Genomic DNA, 24627 nt, shown 5'->3' on the forward strand with positions numbered 1-24627 from the left:
TGTGAGAAATAGTCGATTGATGTTAACGCTGATTGTCATTTTTTTAATGGTATCTTCGGTGCCGCTCACAGCCACAGCTTATCAGAACCCCCGAACGTTACCGGATGAATGGGGACAGTATGGTTTGGGAGATCCATATGTGTTGAAATTTAATGGATACTATTACCTGTATGTAAGCACAAGAGATACGGATGATGGTGTAAAAGTGTGGAGCTCCAAAGACTTGGTGAACTGGTCGTATCGGGGATTGGCCGCAACGGACCCGATTACACATGGGGCTTATGCTCCGGAAGTCATTTACTGGAATGGAATGTTCTATATGTACACTTCACCTGCCGGAAAAGGTCATTACGTATTAAGCAGCACAAGTCCGACCGGACCGTTCAACGTGGTCACTGGCAATCTGGGTAAGTCGATTGATGGTCATGTGTTTATTGACGATGATGGTACGTTCAGCTTCTACCATGCCGCACAGGGTCGGATTGATGCAGCCCCAATGAGCAGTCCCACGGAGATTGGAGCCAGCTCGTCAACCGGAGTGGGAATGGGCGGCTGGACGGAGGGAGCGACCGTTTTCAAACGGAATAACAAATATTATATGACCTACACAGGCAACCATGTATTCAGCAATGGTTATCGGGTCGATGTAGCGGTTAGCACGACAGGTCCCCGGTCCGGTTACGTTACCGATGGCACGAATCCCGTACTTATCCGAACCGAGGGTCCGACCGTAGGACTGGGCCATAACAGCGTTGTGATGGGACCCAATCTGGATACGCACTATATGTTCTATCACAATTTGGAAGGGCAGGGCATTGTGGGACCGCTGCGCCATCTGAACATGGACCGGATTGTGTGGAACAATGACAAGATGCTCGTACTTGGTCCGACTTCAACGGATCAACCTAATCCGGAAATGCCCACTTTCTACGATTATTTCGATCGTTCCGCAATCGGTAACAGTTGGAGCAACGTGAATGGCGGTAATTGGGGGATCTACAATAAGGAGCTCATGTGGCAAAATTCACTGGGAAGCACAACTTGGCATAAACAAGTGTCTTCTTCATCCAGTGCAGTCGATTATACGGCTGAATTTAATATGAAGGAAATGAATCGGGGAACATCCTCCAATCCGAGGTATGGCGCTACTTTCTCTTACATTGATGAGAATAATTACGGCGTTGCACTGCTTAGTTCGAAAAACAAACGTCTAGAGACATTTTTCCGGATCAACGGCGTAGATCAGGCCTGGCAAACCCATAGTTTGCCTGCGGATTTCGATTATTCGAAATGGCATAACATCCGTATCGAGAAATCGGGATCAACGTTTAAGTATTATGTAGATGGTATGTTCAAAGCAACACGCACTGCCAATATAGGAGCTGGCAAGATCGGTGTCCTGACGGAAGATACACATGCGGATTTCGGTTTTGTTGCCTTTAACAACGATGTGGATGGAAGCAGTGCATGGAATGCTTCCAAGCCGATTCCAGGCACAATTGAGGCTGTTCATTATATGAAGGGCGGCGAGGGTATCGCATACCACGATACTACGGCCACTAATCTTGGCGGTGCTTATCGAACCGATGCAGGAGATATCCGTCTGAATAGTGAAGGGCTGTTCAATCTAGGCTGGAATCAGACCGGAGAATGGTATAAATACAAAGTGAATGTGGAATCCAGCGGATATTATGATATTGATTTTCGCATGGCTACCACGTTAGACGGAGCTCAAATCCGGTTGTGGGATGGTGCGACCGATTTAACTGGCATCATCAATGTTCCAAATACGGGAGGTTGGGATAAGTGGGGCAATGTATCCAGGAAAAAAGTGTACCTGAACGCGGGACAACGGGAATTGAGAGTTGAATTTGTTACAGGTGAGGCCGACTTCTCAAGAATGACGTTTCAAAAATATGCTGACGTGACCAGCGTAAGCGATAATTTTAATGATGGCAATGACAGTGGATGGACCCGGTTCGAAGGCACATGGGCGGTTGAGAACGGAGAATACAGCGCGGAAGGTTCAGGGGCAGCCAAGTCTACATTCGGAGATTCGGGATGGGCGGATTATACAGTGGAAGCAGACATCAAAATGATTGATTCGGGAGGAGACGGGGGGCTGCTCGTCAGAGTGACCAATCCATCGCACGGAACTGAACGAGGTCAGAACAATTATGATGCTCTGCAAGGGTATTATGCCTATCTGACGACAAGTGGAGTGAGTCTTGGCAAGATGAATTACAATTGGGCGCTGCTTAAAAACAGTCCACAGACGTATTCTACCAATACCTGGTATCACATGAAAGTTGCCGTTAACGGCACAACCATTAAAGTGTTTGTTGATGATATGGTCAATCCGAAAATTGAATATACTGACAACAGTCTGAATCCATTCACACATGGCAAAATTGGTGTCAGAACCGCTAACAAACATACGCACTTCGATAACGTATCCGTTTCTCCTTAGGAACGAACGAATCGTTAAGCATATCTCCAGGCGATGTAACTTTCGCATATCGCTGGGGTGAATGAGGGAGGCGCAGCATGAACAAACCGAATATTTTGTTAATTACAAGCGATCAGCAGCACTGGAATACCATTGGGGCGTTCAACTCCGAGATCGAGACACCTAATCTGGATCGTCTGGCTCAGGAGGGAACTACATTTGAGCGGGCTTACTGTCCGAGTCCAGTCTGTACACCCAGCAGGTCCTCGATTATTACCGGCATGTACCCAAGTCAGCACGGAGCATGGACGTTGGGGACGAAACTGCTGGAGAACCGCCATACGGTCGGCGAAGACTTTCAGGAGAACGGCTACCGGACAGCGTTGATTGGAAAGGCACATTTTCAGCCACTGCGGGGCACCGACGAATATCCCTCCCTTGAGTCGTATCCGCTCTTGCAGGATTTGGACTTCTGGCGTTCCTTTCACGGGCCATTTTATGGATTTGATCATGTGGAGCTGGCGCGAAATCATACAAACGAAGCACATGTCGGACAGCACTACGCTAGTTGGTTGGAGGAGAGGGGCTGTACCCATTGGCGAGATTACTTTCTGCCTCCGACCGGAACGATGGACCCTTCCGTAAAACATAAATGGGGAATACCGGAGGAGTACCATTACGACAACTGGATCGCCGAACGCACAAATGCACTGCTAGAGCAATACAGGGAGGAAGAGCAACCGTTTTTCCTATGGTCCAGCTTTTTCGACCCGCACCCTGACTATTTGGTTCCCGAACCTTGGGATGCGTTGTATGACCCAGAGTTGTTAACGATTCCTGCTGTTGTAGAGGGAGAGCATGAGCACAATCCACCGCATTTTAAACTGACACAGGATGAGGATCCGGATTTCAGTTATTTAAAGGAAACCAGCCACAGTATTCATGGCTACCAGTCCCATCTGACTTCAGAACGTGAGCGCAAACAACTGGTCGCCACCTATTACGGCATGATCAGTCTGATGGACAAATATATCGGCAAGATTCTTGATCAGCTGGATAAGCTGGGGCTTTATGATAACACGGTTGTTGTGTTTACAACGGATCATGGACATTTTTTCGGACAACATGGACTTCAGCATAAAGGTGGTTTTCATTATGAGGATCTGATTCGGCTGCCTTTCATCGTTCGTTATCCTGGGAAGGTGCCAGCAGGTAAACAAAATGATGCAATTCAATCGCTGGTCGATCTTGCACCTACATTCTTGTCATTATGCGGAATCCAGCCTCCAAATGAAATGACTGGAGTGGATCAGAGCCAGGTTTGGCTGGGGCTTGATTCGCAGGCCCGTGATCATGCGCTATGCGAATTCCGTCATGAACCTACAACGATTCATCAAAAGACTTATGTGGACGCGCGCTATAAGCTGACACTGTATTTCCGCCAGACGTACGGTGAAATATTTGATTTGCAGGAGGACCCTGGCGAACTTCGCAACTTGTGGGATGATCCAGAACATGCGCAGTTAAAGACAGAGCTTCTGCTCAAATATGCATGGGCAGAGCTTGGTAAAGAGTCTATGCCGATGCCGCGCATTTGGCATGCGTAAGAATGGGGCGTTAAAGGTTGCGTTGAGGGCTGAAATCGGCAAAGGAAGGCAAAAGAGTCGTCATGTTGACGGCTTTTTTTGTTCTTGATGATATATCCATCCCCAACTAAGCGCTGCAAAAACATTAGACTCCTTCATTTGCTGTCTATTTTTACAACACATATGTTAAAATAGATTAGCAAGTTACTATTACTTATAAGGAGGCCGTCATGCAGCCAATAGAGCCTCAAGACATCCAATTACGGATTGATCGTTTTCTCGATCAGGACCTATATATGCATCTCGAACTTACATCAGGTGCATACGCCAGTCACTTCGATAGTACCCGTCATCCCGGGTCGGCGTTCATTTCCAATGCGGTCATACGATATACGCAAGGATCTATCTCCGGCACGGGACCATACCGGGTTGGCTTAAAAACAACTCACGGCTGGGTATACGCTGAGGGACTTACACACATTGACGAGCTGGAAAAGGAACGACTCATTCTGGCCGGTCACGACAGTCAAGGGAAGCTGGTTGTAGCTTTACAACTTAGTCGGGAAATGTTCTGATGAAAGCGGAGGATCAAGAATGAAAAATAAACAATACGAAGATCAGCGCATTTTGGTTGTGTTTCCGCATCCCGACGATGAGGCGTTCACGGCTTCGGGAATGTTGGCGAAGTACATAGAAGGCGGTGCTCACGTCACTTATGCTTGCCTGACATTAGGAGAGATGGGACGTAACATGGGTATCCCGCCGTTTGCCAACCGGGTCACCTTGCCAGCAATCCGTAAGGAGGAACTCATAGAGTCCTCTAATGCGATTGGCATTCAGGACCTGAGGATGCTCGGTTTTCATGATAAAATGATTGAATTCGAAGACCCTGAACTTCTGGATAACCAGATCATGGCGCTGCTCAAAGAATTGAACCCGTCACTGGTCATCACATTCTATCCAGGGTACAGTGTGCATCCTGATCACGATGCAACAGGAGCCGCTGTTACGCGAACGATTGGTCGTCTGCCCGCAGAAGAAAGACCTCTTGTATACTGCTGCGCGTTCTCGAACAATCACGAACAAGCTATCGGCAAAGCGGATGTAATTGAAGATGTGACCGGATTCCTTGCCCAGAAAATGGCATCGATTCGTGCCCACCGTTCGCAATTTCAAGCGCCGGAGCTTGTCGGCCAGACAGAAATGGATAATGAACAAATCCGAAACCGGTTTGGACGGGAAGCATTTTGGACATATCGGTTCCAATAATTATTATTTCGAAGTAAGTCGCAATACTTCGCGCAAAAAGTCGCCAATAAGGCGGCTTTTTTGTTTTAACCTGCCCATGAGTTTGAAACAGATATAGCAATAATCCTGGTGACTTGATTACAGAACTGGATTGGTTTGAAAGGGGAAGACCGCGCAGAGGTTCAAAGCCCGGACCCCGAGCCTTTGACTCGTAATCCGGGCTTTCTTATTTTTGTGCGTAAAACACCGCGAAGTCCAAATATTTATACATGCAATCCACCATGCTGAAGCCGGCTTCCTCCAACCACACTAGCTGATCTTCCAGAGGGGCGTTGATGTCTGCTTTCCGTCGTTCAATTGAAGCCGAAATGGCCTCAGCCGATAATCCGCTCCGATGAATCGATTCCAACCATCGTTGGCGATAATAAGCGTCCGTTGCAACCGTCCTCCCCTGAACCTGGTCTGCGTTAATGAAGAGCCCACCAGATTCCAGCAGTTTGTGAACAGTACAAAATACGTTTTTCTTGTCAGCGTGGTTCAGATGGTGAATGGAGAGGGAGGAGATAACCATATCATAGGAACTGGTAAAATTATGTTTGGAATAATCCCCCACGATATACTGCACGTGAGTATTATCCTTCAATCTACGACGTGCCCCTTCCAGCATTTTTTCGCTAATGTCTACCAGAGTTAGCTGTGCTTTTGGGTATTTTTGCAGCAGCATTCCGGAGAGTAATCCCGTGCCAGCGCCCAAATCAAGAATACGCGGAGAATCCAAAGAGCTTTCCATCAGATCCAAAGCCATCCCATAAAACTCATCAAAACAAGGGATTAGCTGTTTTCGCTGCACATCATAGTCTTCGGCTATCTGATCGAACAGATGCTTAACCGCAGGTTTCATGGACTCATCGCTCCTTGATGTCTTTTTCAATAGTTTACAAGAGCGATGAGATAAGGGGAAATACCGAATATGGATAAGTTTATAGGTTAGAACTATGGGTTACGATCCACTTTCATGGGTAATATCTTCAAGCCTCGGGTGAAGAAGGGATTAACGATTATCTCGTTTGGAAATCAGAATCAGGTGATGCTTTTTTATTCCGTCTTCATAATCCAAAAGGTGAGGAAGCCTCCGATTTCGCTGGTCCGGTCCTTGTTTCCTTATCAACCGTTCAGGTACAATAGTATACATCTTCGTCTTAAGGAGCAGACATCGTAATGCAAAGAATGCGAAGCAAACGAATCATTCGAATTACAGTGATCGCCGTCTTACTTTTGCTTATATTGGCCACCGCATTTGTTTATGTGAATGACAGAGCTGGGGGGTTGTCCGATTGGCGCATGTCCAAGGCGATGGGAATGAGAGGAACCATCCATATTCCTATAGGAAAAACTCCTACAGAAGCGATTCAGAAGTTTAGAGGTAATGATGATTCATTACAAATCATTCATCAAGAACCGGTAAATGGCGGCATGATCTTGTTTACGCATAGAACGAGTCAGGAAAATAACAGCAATCTTCAGGTGGAGTATGCTCGAAAAATATTATTCGGCTGGAAGTGGGTGTGGGGTGGCGGTTACTCCATCGGTCAATCATCTCAGTTCACTGCTGCTCTTGACTATATGAGTATACCTGAATTAGATCATATCTCGACCCCATTTCCTATGGTATTCGGACATATTTTAGACCCATCCATTAAACGTATAACTATCGAGATCAAGGTAAACGGGAAACCTGTTGTTTCGGAAGCTAAGCTGGTAGAGGTAGGCCCTGAACAAGTAATCTGGTTTGTATTTCTGTCTTCGTCAGCTACTATCCCCTATGAAATTAAAGGATTTAATGATAAGAGAGAGCTCATAACCCATAAAAAAATTGAAGATCCGAATGACAGCGGCTCGTTGATTCTTGGAGATTGATCCCGTGCGACTGTCCAATCGGACATGTTGAAGGAAAAGAATATAACCACTTGAGAGGTCGCCATATTGGCGGCTTTTTTAGTTGAATGTAGTACCAACCATTCCGCCACCTAATGAACCGATCCTGCAGACCCGCGTCCCGCAAGCGATTGGTTCATTCGATGGCTGATTGCACGATTGTAGTTCACACCGCTCCCCCTTAACATGTGAACAGAGGAGCCTGCTCGTCATTCACACCATCATTTGCTAAAAGGAGGCCCAAAATCGTATGGCTGAGCTGTCGGAAACATCGATGCTACAACCCGGAGTTACAGTCAATAAACGTGTCAAAAAAGGCTATCTGCGAAACATCCGAAAACACTGGATGCTGTATGTCATGATCCTTCCCGGTATTTTGTTCTATATTATTTTCAAGTACATTCCACTGGGCGGAAGCGTAATCGCTTTTCAGAACTTTCAGATTATGAAAGGCATTTGGAACAGCCCTTGGGTGGGTCTGGATAATTTCAAGTTTATTTTTACGTATCAGGATTTCTATCATGTCCTTCGGAACACGGCTCTGATTGCTTTATATAAACTGGTGATCGGATTCCCTGCTCCCATTCTACTGGCGCTGTTATTTAACGAAGTGAGAAAAATGCTCGCCAAGCGCTTTTTGCAGAGTCTGTTCTATCTACCGCATTTTCTTTCCTGGGTCGTCGTCGGGGGGATCGTGTTTGAGGTGCTGGCGTCAGGTGGATTTGTAAACGCTGTGCGTGGATGGTTCGGATATGAGCCAATTCTGTATATGCAACAGGAGCAGTATTTCCGCCCTATCGTCGTCCTGTCCTCCATATGGAAAGAGGTGGGCTGGGGAACGATCATATACCTCGCTGCAGTCAGCGGCATTGATCCCACTCAATATGAAGCGGCCGTGATGGACGGAGCCAATCGGTGGAAACAGACGATCTACATTACGTTGCCTGCGTTGTTCCCGACCATCTTAACCCTGTTTCTGCTGAATATTGGCAACTTTCTGGAACTGGGCTTCGATCAGATCTATAACCTGCTAACACCGATGACCTATTCAGTAGGGGATATCATCGAAACGTATGTATACCGATCGGGTGTACTGCAAGGACAATATAGCGTGACGACAGCCATTGGTCTGTTTCAATCTGTTATCGGCTTTATTCTACTATGGGTCTTCAATAGGCTGGCAAGAAAAACCGGAGAGGGGTTGTGGTAATGATGAAGCAGACCATTGGAGAAAAGTCATTTCAAGTAGCCAACTATCTCTTCCTGACGGTTGCGGCCTTTACGATGCTCCTTCCGCTGCTTCATCTGCTGGCGGTTTCCCTAAGTTCGCCGGTTGCGGCAGACTCCAAGGAAGTGTTCCTGTGGCCGATCGGCTTTACCTTCGCTTCCTGGAAGCATATTTTGCAAAGCTCGGGCTTATGGCAATCGTTTGGTGTAACCGTATTCATCACGGTAGCGGGTACCGCTCTTAGTATGCTGTTTTCAGTGCTGACCGCTTTTCCGCTCTCGCGCAGAGAATTCTTGATTCGAAAACAAGTGATGCTGGGCATCGTCATTACGATGATCTTTAATGCGCCGCTGATCCCGTTCTTCCTGACAGTAAGGGAGCTGGGTATGATGAATTCGATATGGTCCCTGATCATACCGGGTGTCATTGGCACATTTAACATGGTTATTCTTCGTACTTTTTTTATGAGCTTGCCAAAAGAGCTGGATGACACCGCCCGGATTGACGGATGTCATGATTTTCGAATCCTGTTTCAGATTTATCTGCCGCTTTCCAAGCCGGTACTGGCCACGGTCAGCCTGTTCTATGCGGTGGGATACTGGAACACGTTTCAGCGTGCAGTACTTTTCCTTCGTGATCCAGGGCTGTGGCCGCTACAGATGAAGCTAAGAGCCTACTTAACCAGCCCCGAGGAATTAGCTCAGGTTAACATGTTTCTGGGCGATTACAACTTCAATACAACGACGTTAAAGGCTGCGACGATTCTTTTTGCAAGCGTTCCCATCATTTTGGTGTATCCTTATTTACAGAAATATTTTGTGAAAGGTTCACTGCTAGGATCACTAAAAGAATAAATCATGATCAAGGGGATGATTCCATGAGAAGACAACTGACCCGTAAGATTGTTCCGTTAGTGCTCAGCATAGCCATGTTGTTGGTAGCCGGTTGTGGTTCCGATGCTGCGAATCCAGGCAATGACGGGGGGAATGGCGAAGGGAACTCCGGGGCTATCAAAGTCAAAGTATTCAAGAGCCATATGGGTGTTGGCAGCTTGCCCACCGCTGATAATCCGCATGTGAAATACATTGCTGAACGGACAGGAGTTCAGTATGAGCTGATTACAACACCTCCTGGCTCGGAGCCATCTGAATATTTGAATCTGATGATCGCATCAGATGAGCTGCCGGATATTCTACGTCCGATCGGGGGGGTCGAACAAACACTGATTCAGCAGGGTGGGGCGCTGCCACTGGATGAATTGCTGCCCGAATATGCCCCGCATGTCTGGGGAAATATCCCTCAGGAAGCCTGGGATATCGTACGCTCCGCTTCGCCTGACGGCAAAATCTATTATGTGCCGAAAGTGTTCCTCGTGCCTGAACGTGCACCTTTGATCCGTAAAGATTGGCTGGATAAGCTCGGCTTGGATATGCCAAAGACTACGGATGAATATGTTGAGGTGCTTAAAGCCTTTCGCGACAAAGACCCGAACGGCAACGGCAAAGCGGATGAACTGCCGACAAGTGGTAGGGAATTCGGCAGATGGATGGACCATCTGTTCGCGATGTACGGAGTAGCCATGTGGGAAGGATATCCCGAATGGGATGAATACGATGGCAAGATCCAGTACGCCGGGACCACGAATAATATGCGGGAAGCAATCAAGTTCATCCGTATGTTATATGTAGAAAAGCTGCTCGATAACGAAACCTTCCTGAACAAAGGGGAAGTGTGGCAAGCCAAAATCAACAATAATCTCGTGGGCAGTTGGTACCATTTGCCTGCAAATGTACGTGATCGGTATAATGCGATGTTAACCCAGGCTCCAGATGCTTACATTGCGGCAATGCCACTGCCCAAAGCTGAAGGATTTGAAGCTTTTGTCACCCAGAAGAGCATGGGTGAACCGGAATGGATGATCCCAGCCACCAAACAGGATAATGCGCCAAATGCGCTGAAGTTGCTGGACTTCTTCTATAATCCTGAAAATGATGAGTTTGGTCGCTTCGGTCTTGAAGGTGAGCAGCATGAAGTCAAGGATGGACGCAAAGTCATTCTTCCACCTGCTGACAACAAACCGCTTGCCTTGGGCATGAAAAATCTCACCACAGCAGAAGACATGAATAAGCGGATTGAAGAGACATATCCGGAAGATCAGCAGCAAATGGTCAAAGACATGTTCGAAGTCAGTACTGCTGATGCGCGGCAAATTGCAGGTGACGGTCTGCCAGCCTCTGTGTATGAAGGTTTTCCTGATATCCAGTCTCACAAGCTGTTTCAAGAGGTATTGACCAAGATCGTCATCGGCGAGCTGCCGATCGAGGCTTATGATGAATATGTGAAGAAATGGAATGCTTCTGGAGGCGAAGTGGTCACCCAGCGTGTGCAGGAATGGTATGAGAAGGTGAGGAAATGAAAAAAAGATATGCCCTATGTGGGGTCAGTGGCAGAGCACTGGGACAATTCGCGAAACCAATTCATGAACTGTTTTCCCATAACTCAGAGGTAGTCGCCCTGCTGGATACCGATCCTGCCCGGTTTGAGGTCTATCGTTCCCGGTTCCCACAGCACACAGAAGTAGCAGTATATGGCCCTTCGGATTTTGGGGTCATGGTCGATGAGACTCGGCCTGACTGTATCATCGTGGCTGGCAGGGACGATACCCATGCCCACTATATTGTTGCCGCTTTGGAGCGGGATCTCGATGTTATCACCGAAAAGCCGATGACGACTACAGGCGCTGATGCCAGACACATTCTTGAAGCAGAAGCAAGAAGTAAAGGCAACGTCATCGTAACTTTCAATTATCGGTATATGCCGATCCACATGCACATCAAGGAATTAATTCAGGAGGGGAAACTCGGTCGCGTCACTTCCATAGACCTTAACTGGTATATCGATACCCATCACGGCTCCAGTTATTTTAAACGCTGGAACCGTGAACGGGCATTTTCGGGCGGTCTGTCGGTCCACAAAAGTACACATCACTTTGATCTGGTCCAGTGGTGGATCAATCAAAAGCCAGTTGAAGTTTTTGCCTATGGAGCACTGAACTATTACGGGGCTGAAGGCGAATGGAATCCGGCACAGGAGGACGGAAGACATTGCCGTACATGCCATGTCTCAGAAGATTGCGCCTATTATTCCCGCTGGACGTCCCGTAGTCGTCAGATTCGGGTACCGGATGACCATCTGAACCAACTCGGTACAGCAGGCCAGCAGGAGTTTCCGTACACTTCATACCGTCCCGACCAGTGTATCTTCGATTCCACTATTGAGATTGAAGACACGTATGCCGCAACCGTGAAATATAGCGGCGGTGCGCTGATGAGTTATTCGGTCAATTTCTCACTTCCATACGAAGGGTACCGTTTGGCGGTAAATGGCACGAAGGGCCGGCTAGAAACATTGGAGTATCATATGCCGGCCCGGACACCTTTTCCCACACCCGTTCAGACGATCGATTACTTTCCGCTCTTTGGTTCAAAAGAAACGATCCATGTTGTCCATCGAGAAGGCGGGCATGGAGGAGGAGATCCACTGCTGCTGGAGGATATTTTCCTCGGCGAAGATAAGAGACGCCCTTACCGAATTCTGTCGGGCGCTGAAGACGGCGCTTATTCCGTTGCCGCTGGAGAAGCAGTATGGCGATCCGTGGAAGAGCATCGGCCGATTACCGTAGACGAAGTGCTGGGTGGTTGGAACAGCCGAGTACCCACGAACAAAGGGAGGGAGAAGTGACATGAGCAGACGCGCTTATTTCGAGTCGGAGGAGAGCATGGCCTACCAGAGCGGTGAGGACATCATGCACACCTTGACGAGCATTGCGGGAAGGTACATTGGAGCCAATCCCCCACATCCTCCGGTCTATAGAGTGAGCAGGTCAGGACCAGTGCGCAAGTGTGATGATCATCGATACAGCTTTCCACTGGGCGTATTGTTCCCCGATATGGGGAAAGGGCAACAGGTCTACGCTTGGGCAAAACTGTGGAGTGACAGTGACCAGGAATTTACCTTTCATGTGACATGCTACGGTCCACTCAGGCTATACCATAATGGTATTGGGGTCTTCGGCTCCGCTCCCGATGAAGAATATCCTGCGATGCCCCTATTGAAACTGAAATGCGGGCTGGTTAAGGGCTGGAATCATTTCGTTCTTGAGTTTAGCTTAGGTGAAAAGGGGCTCGGTGGCCAGTTCGGAACAGGTTCCAGGAAGAACAAACCACTTCACTTCATTGTCCCTTCTCTGGAGCGAGAGGGACAGGAAGGCTGGCTCTACACGGAGCCACTGGACGCTCCCCTGCAGGAGATCCCTTCTGGTCCACTTGGGGAGAAGGCTACCGGAGTGAGCTGGTTGCCACGAGAGGAAAAACCCGCAGCGGTAGCACCTTTCGGACAGCTGGCACGGATGTATGGTTTGTGCAGTGGAATGTCTGCTTATGCGTGGGCGAAAATAAACGGCTCGCATTGCGGCAGAGAGCCTGTAGTATTTTCCGGCGAAGCCTTCAGCCCGGTGGAATTTTCGGTGAACGGGAAGCTGGTCTTCAGACAAGAGCAGGCAGGAACTTTCCGCTTCGAGCTGCAATTGTCTGCGGTCAGTCATAACCTGACCGCAAATTGTATGTGTGGAGAGCAGGATTGGGGGTTTCAACTGGACCCGATTGCGTATAAGCTGCTCACTCCCGCGCAGGAAATCAAAGGTTACAGTGGCAAATGGCTGTACCTGGGTCCTTTTCAAAGAGGGCAGGAGATCAATCTGGCTGCCTGTCAGACGATGAGGCAGACAACTCGCAGCGGTACGGGTGAAGAAGTGTATTGGCGGACCGGGTTGCCAGGAGGAGAGGTCCGTCCGTTCCTGGAGAATGAATGGTTCGGCAGATGGAACTATCCGCTTGGCGTGACTCTATATGGCCTGCTTCAGCTTGGCAAAGCGGGACAGCGCCCGGATATTCGCGATTATGTACTGAATCATATTGAGTTTGCCACTTCACGTTTCAGCTATTCCTTGTGGGATAGGGCAAGATATGGTGCTGCAGGCCTGAATAATCAGCTCTCACATATCGACAGTCTGGATGACTGCGGATCTTTCGGCGCCACCATGCTGCTGGCTGATCAGGAGCGAAAGCTGGAAGGTGTCACGCAGACGGCAGCTCATATCGCAGACTATATTCTGCATAAGCAGGACCGTCTGGAAGATGGCACCTTATACCGCAAGGTTGGTGTCTCAAGAACGATGGATAACACCATGTGGTGTGATGATCTGTATATGAGCATTCCGTTCCTGTGCAGGTACGCTGAATGGTCGGGTGATGACAAGGTGCTGGACGAAGCGGCAAGACAGGTCCTTTTGTATAAAAAATACCTCTATATCCCTGAGCGGCAAATCATGTCGCATGTATTCGATGTGGAACGCGGTGCGCCGACACAAACCCCATGGGGGCGAGGAAACGGCTGGGTGCTGTTCTCCTTGTCCGAGCTGCTGACGGTGTTGTCTCAAGAGCACCCTTCCTTCACGGATATCCTTCAGTTCTACAGGGAACTGTGTGCAGGATATTTGGAACTACAGGGTAGAAACGGATTGTGGCATCAAGTATTGACTGACCCGCAGTCGTATGAAGAAACGTCCTGCACCTCCATGTTTATCTATTCGTATGCCCGCGGGGCACGTCTGGGTTGGTTCATGAACCCCGAACCTTATATACAGGCTGTGCGGCAGGGGTGGAAGGGGCTTACACGGCATGCAATCGACAAACAAGGCAATGTATACGGAGTGTGTCGCGGCTCCAGCTACTCCTTCTCCAACCAATATTACAAGCATGAACTGGGCTGGAATCTGAATGATACACATGGGATCGGCATTGTGCTTCTTGCCGGACTTGAGACTCTTTCCATGCATGAATGGCAGGCGAGCACATCGACTCACGCAGCGGAAATGATCGGAACACCGGGAAAAATGGGGAATGGATCAGTTTAAGGGGAGAAAATAGGATGTTGGGCCGGGTCGTATTGGGCAAAGGGGAACGGTATAATATCGGTATATTGCATATAAGGTGGGATAATTGTGACCCTTTCCTTTCTGAAGTGGCTAAAATTTAATTTTACCAATCCCCAGACCCGGCTGCTGCTTATTCTGACCGTTGTTGTCTTCATGATTATTATTGCGGTGGGGATGACTACATATTATTCCTCCAAGTCGGTATTGCAACAGGAATTAAGTGAACCGCAGCACCAGATGCTGCGCATCAGCATGAATGATATTGATGAGGTGATTCGCGAAAGCGACCAGATCGCAGTAAAAATAGCACTGAACGGAAACGTGTATAAATTTCTCACGAATGAAGTACAGGGATCTTACCGCAACATTACGGAGCTGGTACAGTTTTTGGAAACATTAATCAGCAGTACGCCCTTTATTAAGAGCGCTTACATTTACGATATGGCCCGGGAGAGCATGGTTGCTTTTCCACAAGGCTATAGCTCCAGCATAGCCAATTTCCCGGATTCGGATTGGGTAGGCGTAGCCGATGAACTTGAAGAGCGCCCTATTCTGGTCAAACAACGCAAGATCTCCACAGGTTCAGGTCAATCGATGCCGCAAATTACACTTTTCCGAAAAATAATGATAACTGGCGAGTTAAAGGGCATTATCGCCGTGAATTTCAAGACGGAGCAAATGTTTGAGCACATGCTGCTCTCTTCCGTCTCTGATCTCGACAGCCATCGATTCATCCTGGATATCGACAACCAGCCGCTATATGATCTCGGCAATTACGCCGTTGGAGAGGGAGCAGTCAGTCAGGTGCTGACACAACTGGACGGTGAGAAACTTGGTGAATTTAAGCACGAAGGTAAGATTCTGTTGGCTTCTCAGACCATTTCACCGTATACCGGATGGCGTTACCTGTCAGTGATATCGCAAGAAAGTCTGCTGGCTAATGCCCAGAAGATCCGCAATATTGTCTTTATAGTATCTCTGCTGGCACTTGTGGCAGGAGCCGCCACAATTACGTTCTACAATGCAGCTGCTTTTAGACCGGTACGACGGATGAGGCAGCTGCTCAGCGGATACGACCAGGAGCGGATCAGTCCGGAACAGATTGATCTGGAGAAAATAATGGGGCAACTGCTAACGGATCATGCCCAGCAGGCCATTAATCTCAGGCAAACCCTTCCGGAAGCTTCCTCCAAATTTCTGATGGACATTTATAACGGGAACATGACAGGAAACCGCGAAATGGGCGAGAAATGGAGGCGCTACTTTAAGGAATGGAGTGATGAGCCATTGGCTATCGCCATGTTGTCCATTGATGATTATCATGCCTGGTGTGAGCGCTTCAAGAAGTCAGATCATTCTCTGCTGAAATTTGCGATAGCCAATATTATTGCCGAGCTGCTGTCTGGACAGTGGCGAGTCCTAACTGCTGATATGGGCAGCGATCGGATGCTGGTTATGCTCCAGCCGCTTCAGCCGTGGAGGAACTCTAGGGCAGGGACAGCAATTGGTGAGGCGATTAGCATGATTCCTCAACTGCTCAAGTTCAAGGTGTCGAGCGGAGTTAGTGATTATCACGAAGGGCTCATGCAGCTTCAACGGGCGATGCATGAAGCGGAGAGTGCTCTCGACTACAGATTGTATCGGGGATATGAACGTGTCATTTTGTTTGAAGAGATATCTGGCAAGCAACTGCCGGAGAACACATCTGAAAAACATGAGTTCATGACCCAGCTAACGGAAACTGTCGAAGCCGGCAGGGGAGAAGAGGCAATGAAGGCACTGGACAAAATGATCAGCCGGATGAGGTACGAGCAATGGCATCCTTCATCCGCAATGGCCTTTCTGGAAGCTGTCGCAGCTACACTTGAACGCATTCGAGTGAACCGCGAGACGGAAGGCTGCGGACTTGAAGTGTCCGGCTTGCGGACCATGCATCTGGAGGCTGTCTGTGACTTGCTTAGGCAGCAGATAGGAACATTGGCCGAATGGTTCGGCAGTCTGATGCTTAGCAAGGATTTCATCCTATGCCAACAGATGATTACATTTATGAACAACCACTTGGAGGATCCTGTAAGCATTCAGGAGATTGCCGAGCATGCCGGCATTGGAAGCAGTCTGGCCAGTCAGTTGTTCAAGCAGGAGATGAGCGACACGATCCACGGATATTTTACCAAGCTCCGGATGGAACGTGCCTGTGAACTCTTGCTGGATACGGATTACAGGATTTCGGAGATCGCTTCCATGGTGGGTTATCAGCATGAGAACAGCTTTATTCGGGTTTACCGAAAATACAAGGACATTACACCGGGGAAATACAGGGAGATGATGCGAAACCGAAGGGATGCACTGCTGGAATCCTAAATCCCTGAGCAGCTGCACTGAACACGCTAAATAACAAGGAGGCACAGCCAATCATGGATCGTCAATCGGTTGTCACCAGAAACCATCCGGTATTGACCCAGCTTGAGCCCAGATCACCTTTGTCTGTAGGCAATGGAGAATTTGCGTTCAGTGCTGATTTTACCGGACTTCAGAGCTTCCCTGATCTCTACGAAATACCACTCGGTACACAGTCCAATTGGGGTTGGCATTACACGGGCGGTCATCAAGTATTCGGAGATCACGATATCGCCTATCAGGCATTTGAGACATACGGACGCAAGGTGCTGTATCCCATGAAGCCTGAAAACAAGGAAGAGGCTTACCACTGGCTCAGGCAGAACCCGCATCGTCTTCACCTTGGACGCATTTCATTTCGTCTGCTGGGAGAGGATGGGCAGGAAACAGATGCCACCGATGTAGTTCCGGTACGCCAAGAGTTGAATCTGTGGACAGGGGTCCTGCAGAGTGAGTTCACTGTGCAAGGGTCAGAAGTACGTGTGGAGACAGTCTGTGACCCGAAGCTGGATTGTCTGGCCATTCGTATACACTCGGGATTAATCCGTGCGGGGCGTCTGCAATTATTTATTGTTTTTCCATCACCTGATATGACACATCGGAGCTGGTCCAAATCGGTATTTCCCGACTGGAACCATCAAGAGAGGCATTCTACCGAGCTGACAACAGTCGACGGAACGTCCGCTTCACTGAAACGTGTACTGGATGAAGATGATTATGGTGTGAAATGGGTTTGGGACGCAGGTCACCTGGAACAGACCGGAACTCATGAATTTACACTGTTTCCCGAGGCCGTCCAAAACTCCGACATCTGGTCATGCAGTATAGCCTTTGCCGCCAGGGAGCCTGAGACGTTGCCCACAGAAGCTGTGCTGCAATCAAGTTCGCTCTACTGGAAAGAATTTTGGAACAGCGGGGGAGTGATCGATTTTGAAGGCAGTGCAGATCCTCGTGCTGCCGAGCTGGAGCGCAGGGTAGTTCTGTCCCAGTTCCTATGTGCCGTGCACAGCGGAGGGTCCATGCCTCCGCAGGAGACCGGCTATATGTATAACAGCTGGTTTGGCAAAATGCATCTGGAGATGCATTGGTGGCATGCGGCGCATTTCCCGCTCTGGAACCGTGCCAACTTGCTGCGCAGCAGTATGGACTGGTACCTGACCATATTGCCTGAAGCCCGAGAGCTGGCCCGTTCTCAAGGTTATTTTGGTGCACGCTGGCCCAAAATGGTCGGTTATAACGGGCGGCAGACCCCGTCACCAGTAGCTCCAGGCCTGATCTGGCAGCAGCCACATCCAATGGCACTGGCTGAGATGTGTTATAGAACGCAGCCTGAGCCTGCCCTGTTGGAACATTACAAGAACATCGTATTTGAAGCAGCTGACTTTATGGTGTCCTACGCGCATTGGGATGGGGAAAGAGAAAACTATGTGCTTGGCCCTCCGCTTATCCCGGCGCAGGAGAATCATGCCATGAACAACAGTCTAAATCCGCCCTATGAACTGGAGTACTGGAAATATGGCCTGGAGATTGCCATGCTGTGGGCAGAGCGGCTTCATCAGCCAGCCAATCCGGACTGGGCGAAGGTGGCTGCGCAAATGGCGAAGCCCCGTCACGAGAATGGGGTCTATCTTGCGCACGAGAATTGCCCGGACACATATACCGACAAGAACCATGATCATCCCTCAATGCTTGGAGCCCTCGGATTGCTGCCCGGGTCGCTTATCAACCCGGAGATCATGAGAAATACATTGCTCAAGGTCAAAGAATGCTGGGATTGGGAATCCGCATGGGGATGGGATTTTCCCATGTGTGCCATGACAGCAGCCCGATTGGGTGAACCGGAGCTGGCTATTGATTTTTTGCTGATGGATGCCACAAAGAACACGTACTTACCCAATGGACACAACTATCAGAGACCGGGGCTGTGGGCTTATTTACCTGGCAATGGCGGACTGCTGACCGCTATCGCCATGATGGCTGCGGGCTGGAAAGGGGCAGGTGAAGGAGAAAATCCAGGTTTCCCGCGGGATGGGAGCTGGTCCGTGAAGTGGGAAGGGCTTAACCCCTTGATGTGATAACCGAACGGTATTCCAATGTCTAGTGTATTGTTTTGTTCTCCAGCAGAGGATAACCGCATTGTCTGAACTTCAATACCGAAATAACTGTACAGATGGCATAGCCCATCAGAAGGAGGATTTCGTTATGGTCGAAAATTCGGCAAGGACAGTTACAACAGAACGCAGAATGTCTGTCAAGATAGCAGACACGCTGCTCTCCGAATGTCAGGATGGTAACCACCCCAAGATTGCGGGCAAATGGGGGTATGTCGGAGGGATGACGCTGATGGCTCTTGAACGCGCCGCTGCATGGAATAGAGAGCCTAAATACGCCGATCTTGTTCACCATCACATGGATGCCCTTATCGAGAACGATGGCACCATTCGGACCTACCGACTGGAGGATTACAATCTGGATATGATCAATGAAGGCAAAAATCTGTTCAGCCAGTGGAGACGCTCTGGGGATGACAAATATTATCAGGCGATTCTGCACCTCGTTGCGCAGCTTAGAGGACAGCCAAGAACGAGTGAAGGCGGATTTTGGCACAAGAAAATATATCCATTCCAGATGTGGCTAGATGGCATCTATATGTCTTCTCCCTTTCTGGCTGAGTATGCGAGCACTTTCGATCATCCGGATAGCTTTGATGAAGTGGCGCGCCAGATTCTGCTGATTGAGCGAAAGACACGCAATCCGCGGACTGGCTTGCTGCATCACGCATGGGATGAGAGCAGGGAGCAACGCTGGTGTAACCAGAATACCGGCCAATCCTTCCATGTCTGGGGCCGGGCCATGGGCTGGTATGCGATGGCCGTGGTGGATGCCCTGGAGCATTTTCCGGTGGATCATCCGCAGCGAGGACAGATCATGGGCATATTTGAGCGTATGGCTTATGCGATCGCGCATGCCCAGGACCAGGACAGCGGAATCTGGTATCAGGTTATGGATCAAAATGGAATAAAAGGTAATTACCTGGAGGCCTCTGCTTCCTGTATGCTGACCTATGCACTTGCGAAAGGCCTGCGGCTGCATTATCTTGCTGAACTGGATCGTAAAGTCGTCGAGTATGCGTATGCGGGCATCTTGAAGCGGTTGGTCACCGAGGATGAAAAGGGAGTGCATCTGCACCAGATCTGCCACGGTGCCGGACTGGGTGGGAAGAAATATCGGGACGGTTCTTATGAATATTACATCAGTGAACAGGTCGTCAGTGATGTGCAGATGGGTGTAGCCCCGTTCCTGCTAGCCAGTATTGAAATGGAGAGACTTGGAGCGGATGAAGCGTGAACCATCGCAGAGAACACACAGACACAAGGTTAAACAGGAACAAGTTGTTGCTAAGGTATCCTGCTTCCTGGTGGCAAGGGATGTGGAGAGAAGCGCTTCCTTCCGGAAATGGTAAGCTTGGTGCGTCAGTCCAGGGCGGTATTCAGGATGAAATGGTTCTATTGCAACATAGTGAATTATGGCACTGGGGTCGGAAAGATAAGCTGCCCGATGTCAGTCATACCTTGCCGGAAACCCGTCAGCTGATGGATGGGGGACGGTATCTGGAGGCGAGCTGGCATCTGACGCATGCCTTGCAAGCCGAAGGCTATGCTTCCAGGTTATTCTCCCGATTTCCGCTTGCTGCCATGACAGTGTCCATGGCATGCGAGCATGCTTTTCGCAAATATGGGCGGGAACTGAATATGGACACAGGGGAGGTACACATCCGGTGGTTGGACGGAAGACGGAATTATTCGAGAAGCCTGTTCGTTTCCCGTGCGGATGATTGTATTGTCTATGAAATCCAAGCCTGCGGACTGGAAGAGGAACCTAGCGTTCAGGCAACGCGGACAACAGACAGCCCATGGCTGTCAGGGACAGTGGGCCTTCAATTTCCACCGGGCGATCGAGTGAGAGAAGACGATGAGTTCAACAAATTAAAGTCGTCAGTAACCTTGAGAGCAGATGAAGATGAGAGTGGAAATTACTTGTTTTATGGCGGCCAAAATGACGATGGACAGGACTACGGTGCGGTACTGCGACTGATACAGGAAGAAAATGCTTCTGTTCGGAAAGAAATTTCAGCAGACAGAGTAAGCCAGTCTATGGGCAACGTTCCCATTCCAGGTAAGGCTCAACAAAAGCAAAGTGAACACACAGAGAGTTTGCTCAGCGGGAAGCTCCATTTCCAAACAACTGGTAAGGTGCTTGTTCTTGTCAAAATGTTTGACACGGGCAGGCGAGAGCAGGAATGGGAGCGGTTAAAGGATGAACTTTCGATGCTTGAGAGTGACTATGTTACACTGCTGGCCCGACATTGCAAGCTGCATCAACCGCTATTTCGGTCGGCTGAGCTTGATCTGGATGATGAGGCTGATGATGGGCGCAGCAATGAAGACTTGCTTCTGGAAGCCTATGAAGGCGCAGCTCCCACCGGACTGGTTCGCAAGATGTGGGCCTATGGCCGGTACCTCTTCATTAGCGGAACAGCTGAGGATAGCCATTTGCCATTTGGATTATACGGATTATGGGGTGGAGATTACCGACTAATCTGGGGCCACAATATGGCCAATGAGAACGTGCAGATGATGTATTGGCACACCGCTGTAGGTGGCTTGTCCCATCTGAATCGATCCATGTTCCGTTATTACAACGGTTTGATGGAGGACTTCAGGGACAATGCTCGCAAGCTCTATGGCTGCGGTGGGATCTACATCCCGGCTGGAACAACACCGGGCATGGGACTCCCGAACCAGATTGTTCCGGTGATCATGAACTGGACAGGTGCTGCCGGGTGGTTGGCCAGACATTACTATACGCATTACCAGTTTACAGGGGACATGCGGTTTCTGCTGGAAGAGGCTTTGCCCTTTATGAGGGAGGCGATTCAGTTCTATGAAGATTTTCTGGTGCTGGGTGCAGACGACAAATATACGATATACCCTTCCGTCTCGCCTGAGAATACACCGGACAACTTTATGCCAAAGGACGGACAGCAGCTGGCCCACCCGATGCCTACAGCAGTCAATGCCACAATGGACATTGCAATCATGAAGGAACTGATTCAACATGTTATTGAAGGCAGTCGAATTGCCGGGATGTACTCTGCCGAAATTCCGCGCTGGGAAGCCATGCTGGAGCGTTTGCCCAACTATGTCCTTAACGCGGAGGGGGCGGTGAAAGAATGGATACATCCTGCTTTTGAAGACCGACGAGATCATCGTCACCTTTCGCATCTGTACCCTGTTTTCCCAGGACAGGAGGTTAACCGGGAGGAGCAGCCGGAGCTGTTTCATGCCTTTGAGCAGGCTGTCAATCAGCGACGGCTTGGAGCACAGAGCGGCTGGTCCCTTGCGCACATGGCATCCATATATGCACGGCTTGGCAATGGCGAACGGTCGCTTGAATGCCTCGATATGCTTGCGCGCTCCTGTCTGCTCAATAACGGTTATACTTTGCATAACGACTGGCGCAATATGGGTGTATGTATGTCCATGCCCGCAGCCCCTGTTCAACTCGATGCCAATATGGGCTGGGTTAATGCAGTACAGGAGATGTTGCTTTATGTATCCGTACAATGGATCAAACTGCTGCCTGCACTGCCCGCGCGGTGGGCCCGGGGTTCTATCCACAACTGGGGTATACCCGGAGGCAGCCTGTCTTTTACATGGAATCGGACATCAGGATTATTCCGGGCAGAACTCACCACCAGCCGTCGGATCAAGACGAAGCTTCAACTGCCGAAATGGGTTAATGCATGTAAGCTGCTCAGCAAAAACGTCGGCATTTTAAAGTCTGATGAGAATGGCACCTATGAGCTTGATCTTGAAGCAGGGGCCGAACTGGTTCTGGAACAGTCAGCATTTGGATGATCGAAAGCTTAAGTAGTCGCCAAATTGGCGGCTTTTTAATATTAAACTATATGCTGCAATGAAAAAGGGAACAACCAAAAGCTTATTGATTGTTCCCTTTATGCTACATCGATTTCCTAGTTTACAAAAAAATAAGTAAAAGAATTCCGACAGCGAAGCAATAGTACGAAAAGTAAATCAAGTTCCCTTTAGCCATAATCCCCATAAACCATTTCATTGAAAAGTAGGTTACGATAAGTGTAGTAATGAACGCAAGAATGTAAGGTATAGCCAGTTGCGTCCGGTTCGGATCGGATACGATGTCAGATGCACCTAATATTACTCCGCCGATGCTAATCGGAATGTAGAGCATAAAGGAAAATTTCAACGCCGTTTCTTGTTTCATCCCGACGGCGATAGATGCAATGACTGTTGCACCAGAGCGGCTTATTCCCGGAATAAGGGCCACTGCTTGAGCGAGACCTACCAGTACTGCGTCTTTCGCAGACAAATCTCCATCTCTTTTCCGCCCCCGAAGGTTTCGAATGAGCCATAGAGCAGCCCCTGTAATCAGTAAACTAATCGCAACGGTATAGACCGAAGTGAATATCTCTTCAATTTTATCCTTAAATAACACAGCCCCGATCGCAGCAGGAAGGGTACCAATAATTATGTATAAACAAAACATGAAGTCTGCTCTGTATTCTGCATTGCGTGAAGTTAGGAACCGCCAGCCTCCTACAATGAGTTTTTTGATATCTTCTCGAAAGATAAACATAATGGCAATCAGAGAGGCCGTGTTCGTCAATATTTCAAAAGATAATCCATTCTGCTCCATGCCGAGCAATCGTTGAACGATAATCAGATGTCCGCTTGAAGAAACCGGAATAGGCTCTGTAGCGCCTTGTACGATACCTAATAATACATATTTTAACCACAAAATAATATCTTCCATTGTTTCCTCCTACTAGTATCTTGATTATTTATCCACCAATCATAACGGTTACCTTTCTAAACTTGTAAACATATAGGTACTATTTTCGATTGGCTTTGACGTATTTCAGTTGCGCAACAATGATCACACTAATGATTACCAGGAGGAACCACGAGCTGATTTTGCTAAAACTAACCAGCTGCCAAGAGTCATATTGGTCAGGGTATTTCCAGCCATTAAAGAAAGTAGCTATATTTTCAGCCGTCCAGATGAAAAAACCTACGATGATAAAAGCGAGCGTCAAAGGCATCCGATATGTGCTTAATCGTACCCGGTAGATAATCCATGTTTTCCTGAATACAATAAATACAAGCGCCGTCAGCCACCAACGAAAATCGGGAATAAAATGATGTGTGAAAAAATTAATGTAGATGGCTCCACCTAACAGTACCGAAGAGGTGTACCCGGGCCAGCCAATCATGTCCATACGCAATCTGCGCCAGATTTGACACATAAAGCTGGCTACACTAGCATACATAAATCCACTATAAAGGGGGACGCCAAAAAGCTTTGTATAACCAGGCTCAGGATATGACCATGATCCCATCCAAACTTTATATATCTCCAGCACCAAACCAATCAAGTGAAATATACATATGACTTTGATTTCATCACGTGTTTCCAGCCCGCTGCGGTACATGAGGTATTGAACTATTAATAATACAAGCAGAATGGCATCATAGCGATGAAGGAAGGGAAACTTTATTACGCTAGACAGGGCTAAGGTTCCAAAGATCGCCACAGGAAAAATGCAACTCATCGCCTGATGATAGCCAAAATGCAGGAGCTGTATTACAGGTTTCAATTTATGTTTATCTCCTTCCTAAGCCTTGTTCATAATAATATAAATATGATCCATTTGTAAAAAGAGAAAAAAAGCTATATATATTTTCTT

At 48.6% G+C, this 24627-nt stretch carries 17 protein-coding genes and 1 pseudogene; 15 read left to right on the top strand and 3 right to left on the bottom strand.

The genetic code is table 11. The features are described 5' to 3' along the window. The first annotated feature begins 1 nt into the window (after position 1). The 4 genes from PPA03S_RS01585 (at position 2) to bshB2 (ending at position 5304) form a co-directional block, all read left to right on the top strand. Positions 2-2470 (top strand): family 43 glycosylhydrolase, encoded by a 2469-nt coding sequence (locus PPA03S_RS01585; RefSeq protein ID WP_245683485.1) that lies wholly within the window; start codon positions 2-4, stop codon positions 2468-2470. Between the two features lie 77 nt (positions 2471-2547). Beyond that, positions 2548-4056, top strand: a complete 1509-nt coding sequence (locus tag PPA03S_RS01590) for a sulfatase family protein (protein WP_062319129.1) — start codon at positions 2548-2550, stop codon at positions 4054-4056. 209 nt (positions 4057-4265) lie between these two features. Beyond that, positions 4266-4610 carry a YojF family protein gene (locus tag PPA03S_RS01595; protein WP_062319131.1) on the top strand — a complete coding sequence of 115 codons (345 nt, stop codon included), beginning with the start codon at positions 4266-4268 and terminating at the stop codon, positions 4608-4610. A gap of 19 nt (positions 4611-4629) precedes the next feature. Continuing rightward, positions 4630-5304: a bacillithiol biosynthesis deacetylase BshB2 gene (gene bshB2 / locus PPA03S_RS01600; protein WP_062319133.1), complete on the top strand. Its 675-nt coding sequence runs from the start codon at positions 4630-4632 to the stop codon at positions 5302-5304. Between the two features lie 205 nt (positions 5305-5509). On the opposite strand, the gene PPA03S_RS01605 is transcribed toward bshB2, so the two are convergent. Continuing rightward, complete coding sequence (locus tag PPA03S_RS01605) at positions 5510-6184, bottom strand: class I SAM-dependent methyltransferase (RefSeq protein ID WP_062319135.1); 675 nt, start codon at positions 6182-6184, stop codon at positions 5510-5512. A gap of 134 nt (positions 6185-6318) precedes the next feature. On the opposite strand from PPA03S_RS01605, the pseudogene PPA03S_RS34545 reads away from it, so the two are divergent. The 11 genes and pseudogenes from PPA03S_RS34545 to PPA03S_RS01655 form a co-directional block, all read left to right on the top strand. Continuing rightward, a pseudogene (locus PPA03S_RS34545) lies at positions 6319-6468 on the top strand (DUF8580 domain-containing lipoprotein); the annotation flags it as partial. A gap of 33 nt (positions 6469-6501) precedes the next feature. Beyond that, a complete protein-coding gene (locus tag PPA03S_RS01610) occupies positions 6502-7200 on the top strand; it encodes a hypothetical protein (protein ID WP_062319137.1) in 699 nt (232 codons plus the stop codon). A gap of 292 nt (positions 7201-7492) precedes the next feature. Beyond that, entirely contained in the window at positions 7493-8428 is a 936-nt protein-coding gene (locus PPA03S_RS01615) for an ABC transporter permease (RefSeq protein ID WP_062319886.1), read from the top strand. Between the two features lie 2 nt (positions 8429-8430). Further along, positions 8431-9300: a carbohydrate ABC transporter permease gene (locus PPA03S_RS01620; protein WP_062319888.1), complete on the top strand. Its 870-nt coding sequence runs from the start codon at positions 8431-8433 to the stop codon at positions 9298-9300. A 23-nt stretch (positions 9301-9323) separates the two neighbouring features. Beyond that, positions 9324-10862, top strand: a complete 1539-nt coding sequence (locus PPA03S_RS01625; RefSeq protein WP_062319139.1) for an extracellular solute-binding protein — start codon at positions 9324-9326, stop codon at positions 10860-10862. Then, a complete protein-coding gene (locus PPA03S_RS01630) occupies positions 10859-12187 on the top strand; it encodes a Gfo/Idh/MocA family protein (RefSeq protein WP_062319140.1) in 1329 nt (442 codons plus the stop codon). Before PPA03S_RS01625 ends, PPA03S_RS01630 begins: the two co-directional genes overlap by 4 nt. Position 12188: 1 nt before the next feature. Beyond that, positions 12189-14420: a glycoside hydrolase family 88/105 protein gene (locus PPA03S_RS01635; RefSeq protein WP_062319143.1), complete on the top strand. Its 2232-nt coding sequence runs from the start codon at positions 12189-12191 to the stop codon at positions 14418-14420. An 87-nt stretch (positions 14421-14507) separates the two neighbouring features. Then, a complete protein-coding gene (locus PPA03S_RS01640) occupies positions 14508-16802 on the top strand; it encodes a helix-turn-helix domain-containing protein (protein ID WP_062319144.1) in 2295 nt (764 codons plus the stop codon). 53 nt (positions 16803-16855) lie between these two features. Further along, positions 16856-18913, top strand: a complete 2058-nt coding sequence (locus PPA03S_RS01645; RefSeq protein WP_062319146.1) for a hypothetical protein — start codon at positions 16856-16858, stop codon at positions 18911-18913. A 127-nt stretch (positions 18914-19040) separates the two neighbouring features. Beyond that, the gene (locus PPA03S_RS01650) at positions 19041-20186 is read left to right on the top strand and encodes a glycoside hydrolase family 88/105 protein (protein WP_062319147.1); all 1146 of its coding nucleotides are present in this window, start codon (positions 19041-19043) and stop codon (positions 20184-20186) included. Positions 20187-20266: 80 nt separating this feature from the next. Then, positions 20267-22759: a glycosyl hydrolase family 95 catalytic domain-containing protein gene (locus PPA03S_RS01655; protein WP_062319149.1), complete on the top strand. Its 2493-nt coding sequence runs from the start codon at positions 20267-20269 to the stop codon at positions 22757-22759. 121 nt (positions 22760-22880) lie between these two features. Here PPA03S_RS01655 and PPA03S_RS01660 read toward each other — a convergent pair whose 3' ends face one another. Next, positions 22881-23693, bottom strand: a complete 813-nt coding sequence (locus tag PPA03S_RS01660; RefSeq protein WP_062319151.1) for an undecaprenyl-diphosphate phosphatase — start codon at positions 23691-23693, stop codon at positions 22881-22883. 79 nt (positions 23694-23772) lie between these two features. Continuing rightward, a complete protein-coding gene (locus tag PPA03S_RS01665) occupies positions 23773-24537 on the bottom strand; it encodes a DUF817 domain-containing protein (RefSeq protein ID WP_062319154.1) in 765 nt (254 codons plus the stop codon). Between the last annotated feature and the right edge of the window lie 90 nt (positions 24538-24627).

The sequence above is a fragment of the Paenibacillus pabuli NBRC 13638 genome (assembly GCF_001514495.1).
Classification (GTDB): Bacteria; Bacillota; Bacilli; order Paenibacillales; family Paenibacillaceae; genus Paenibacillus; species Paenibacillus pabuli.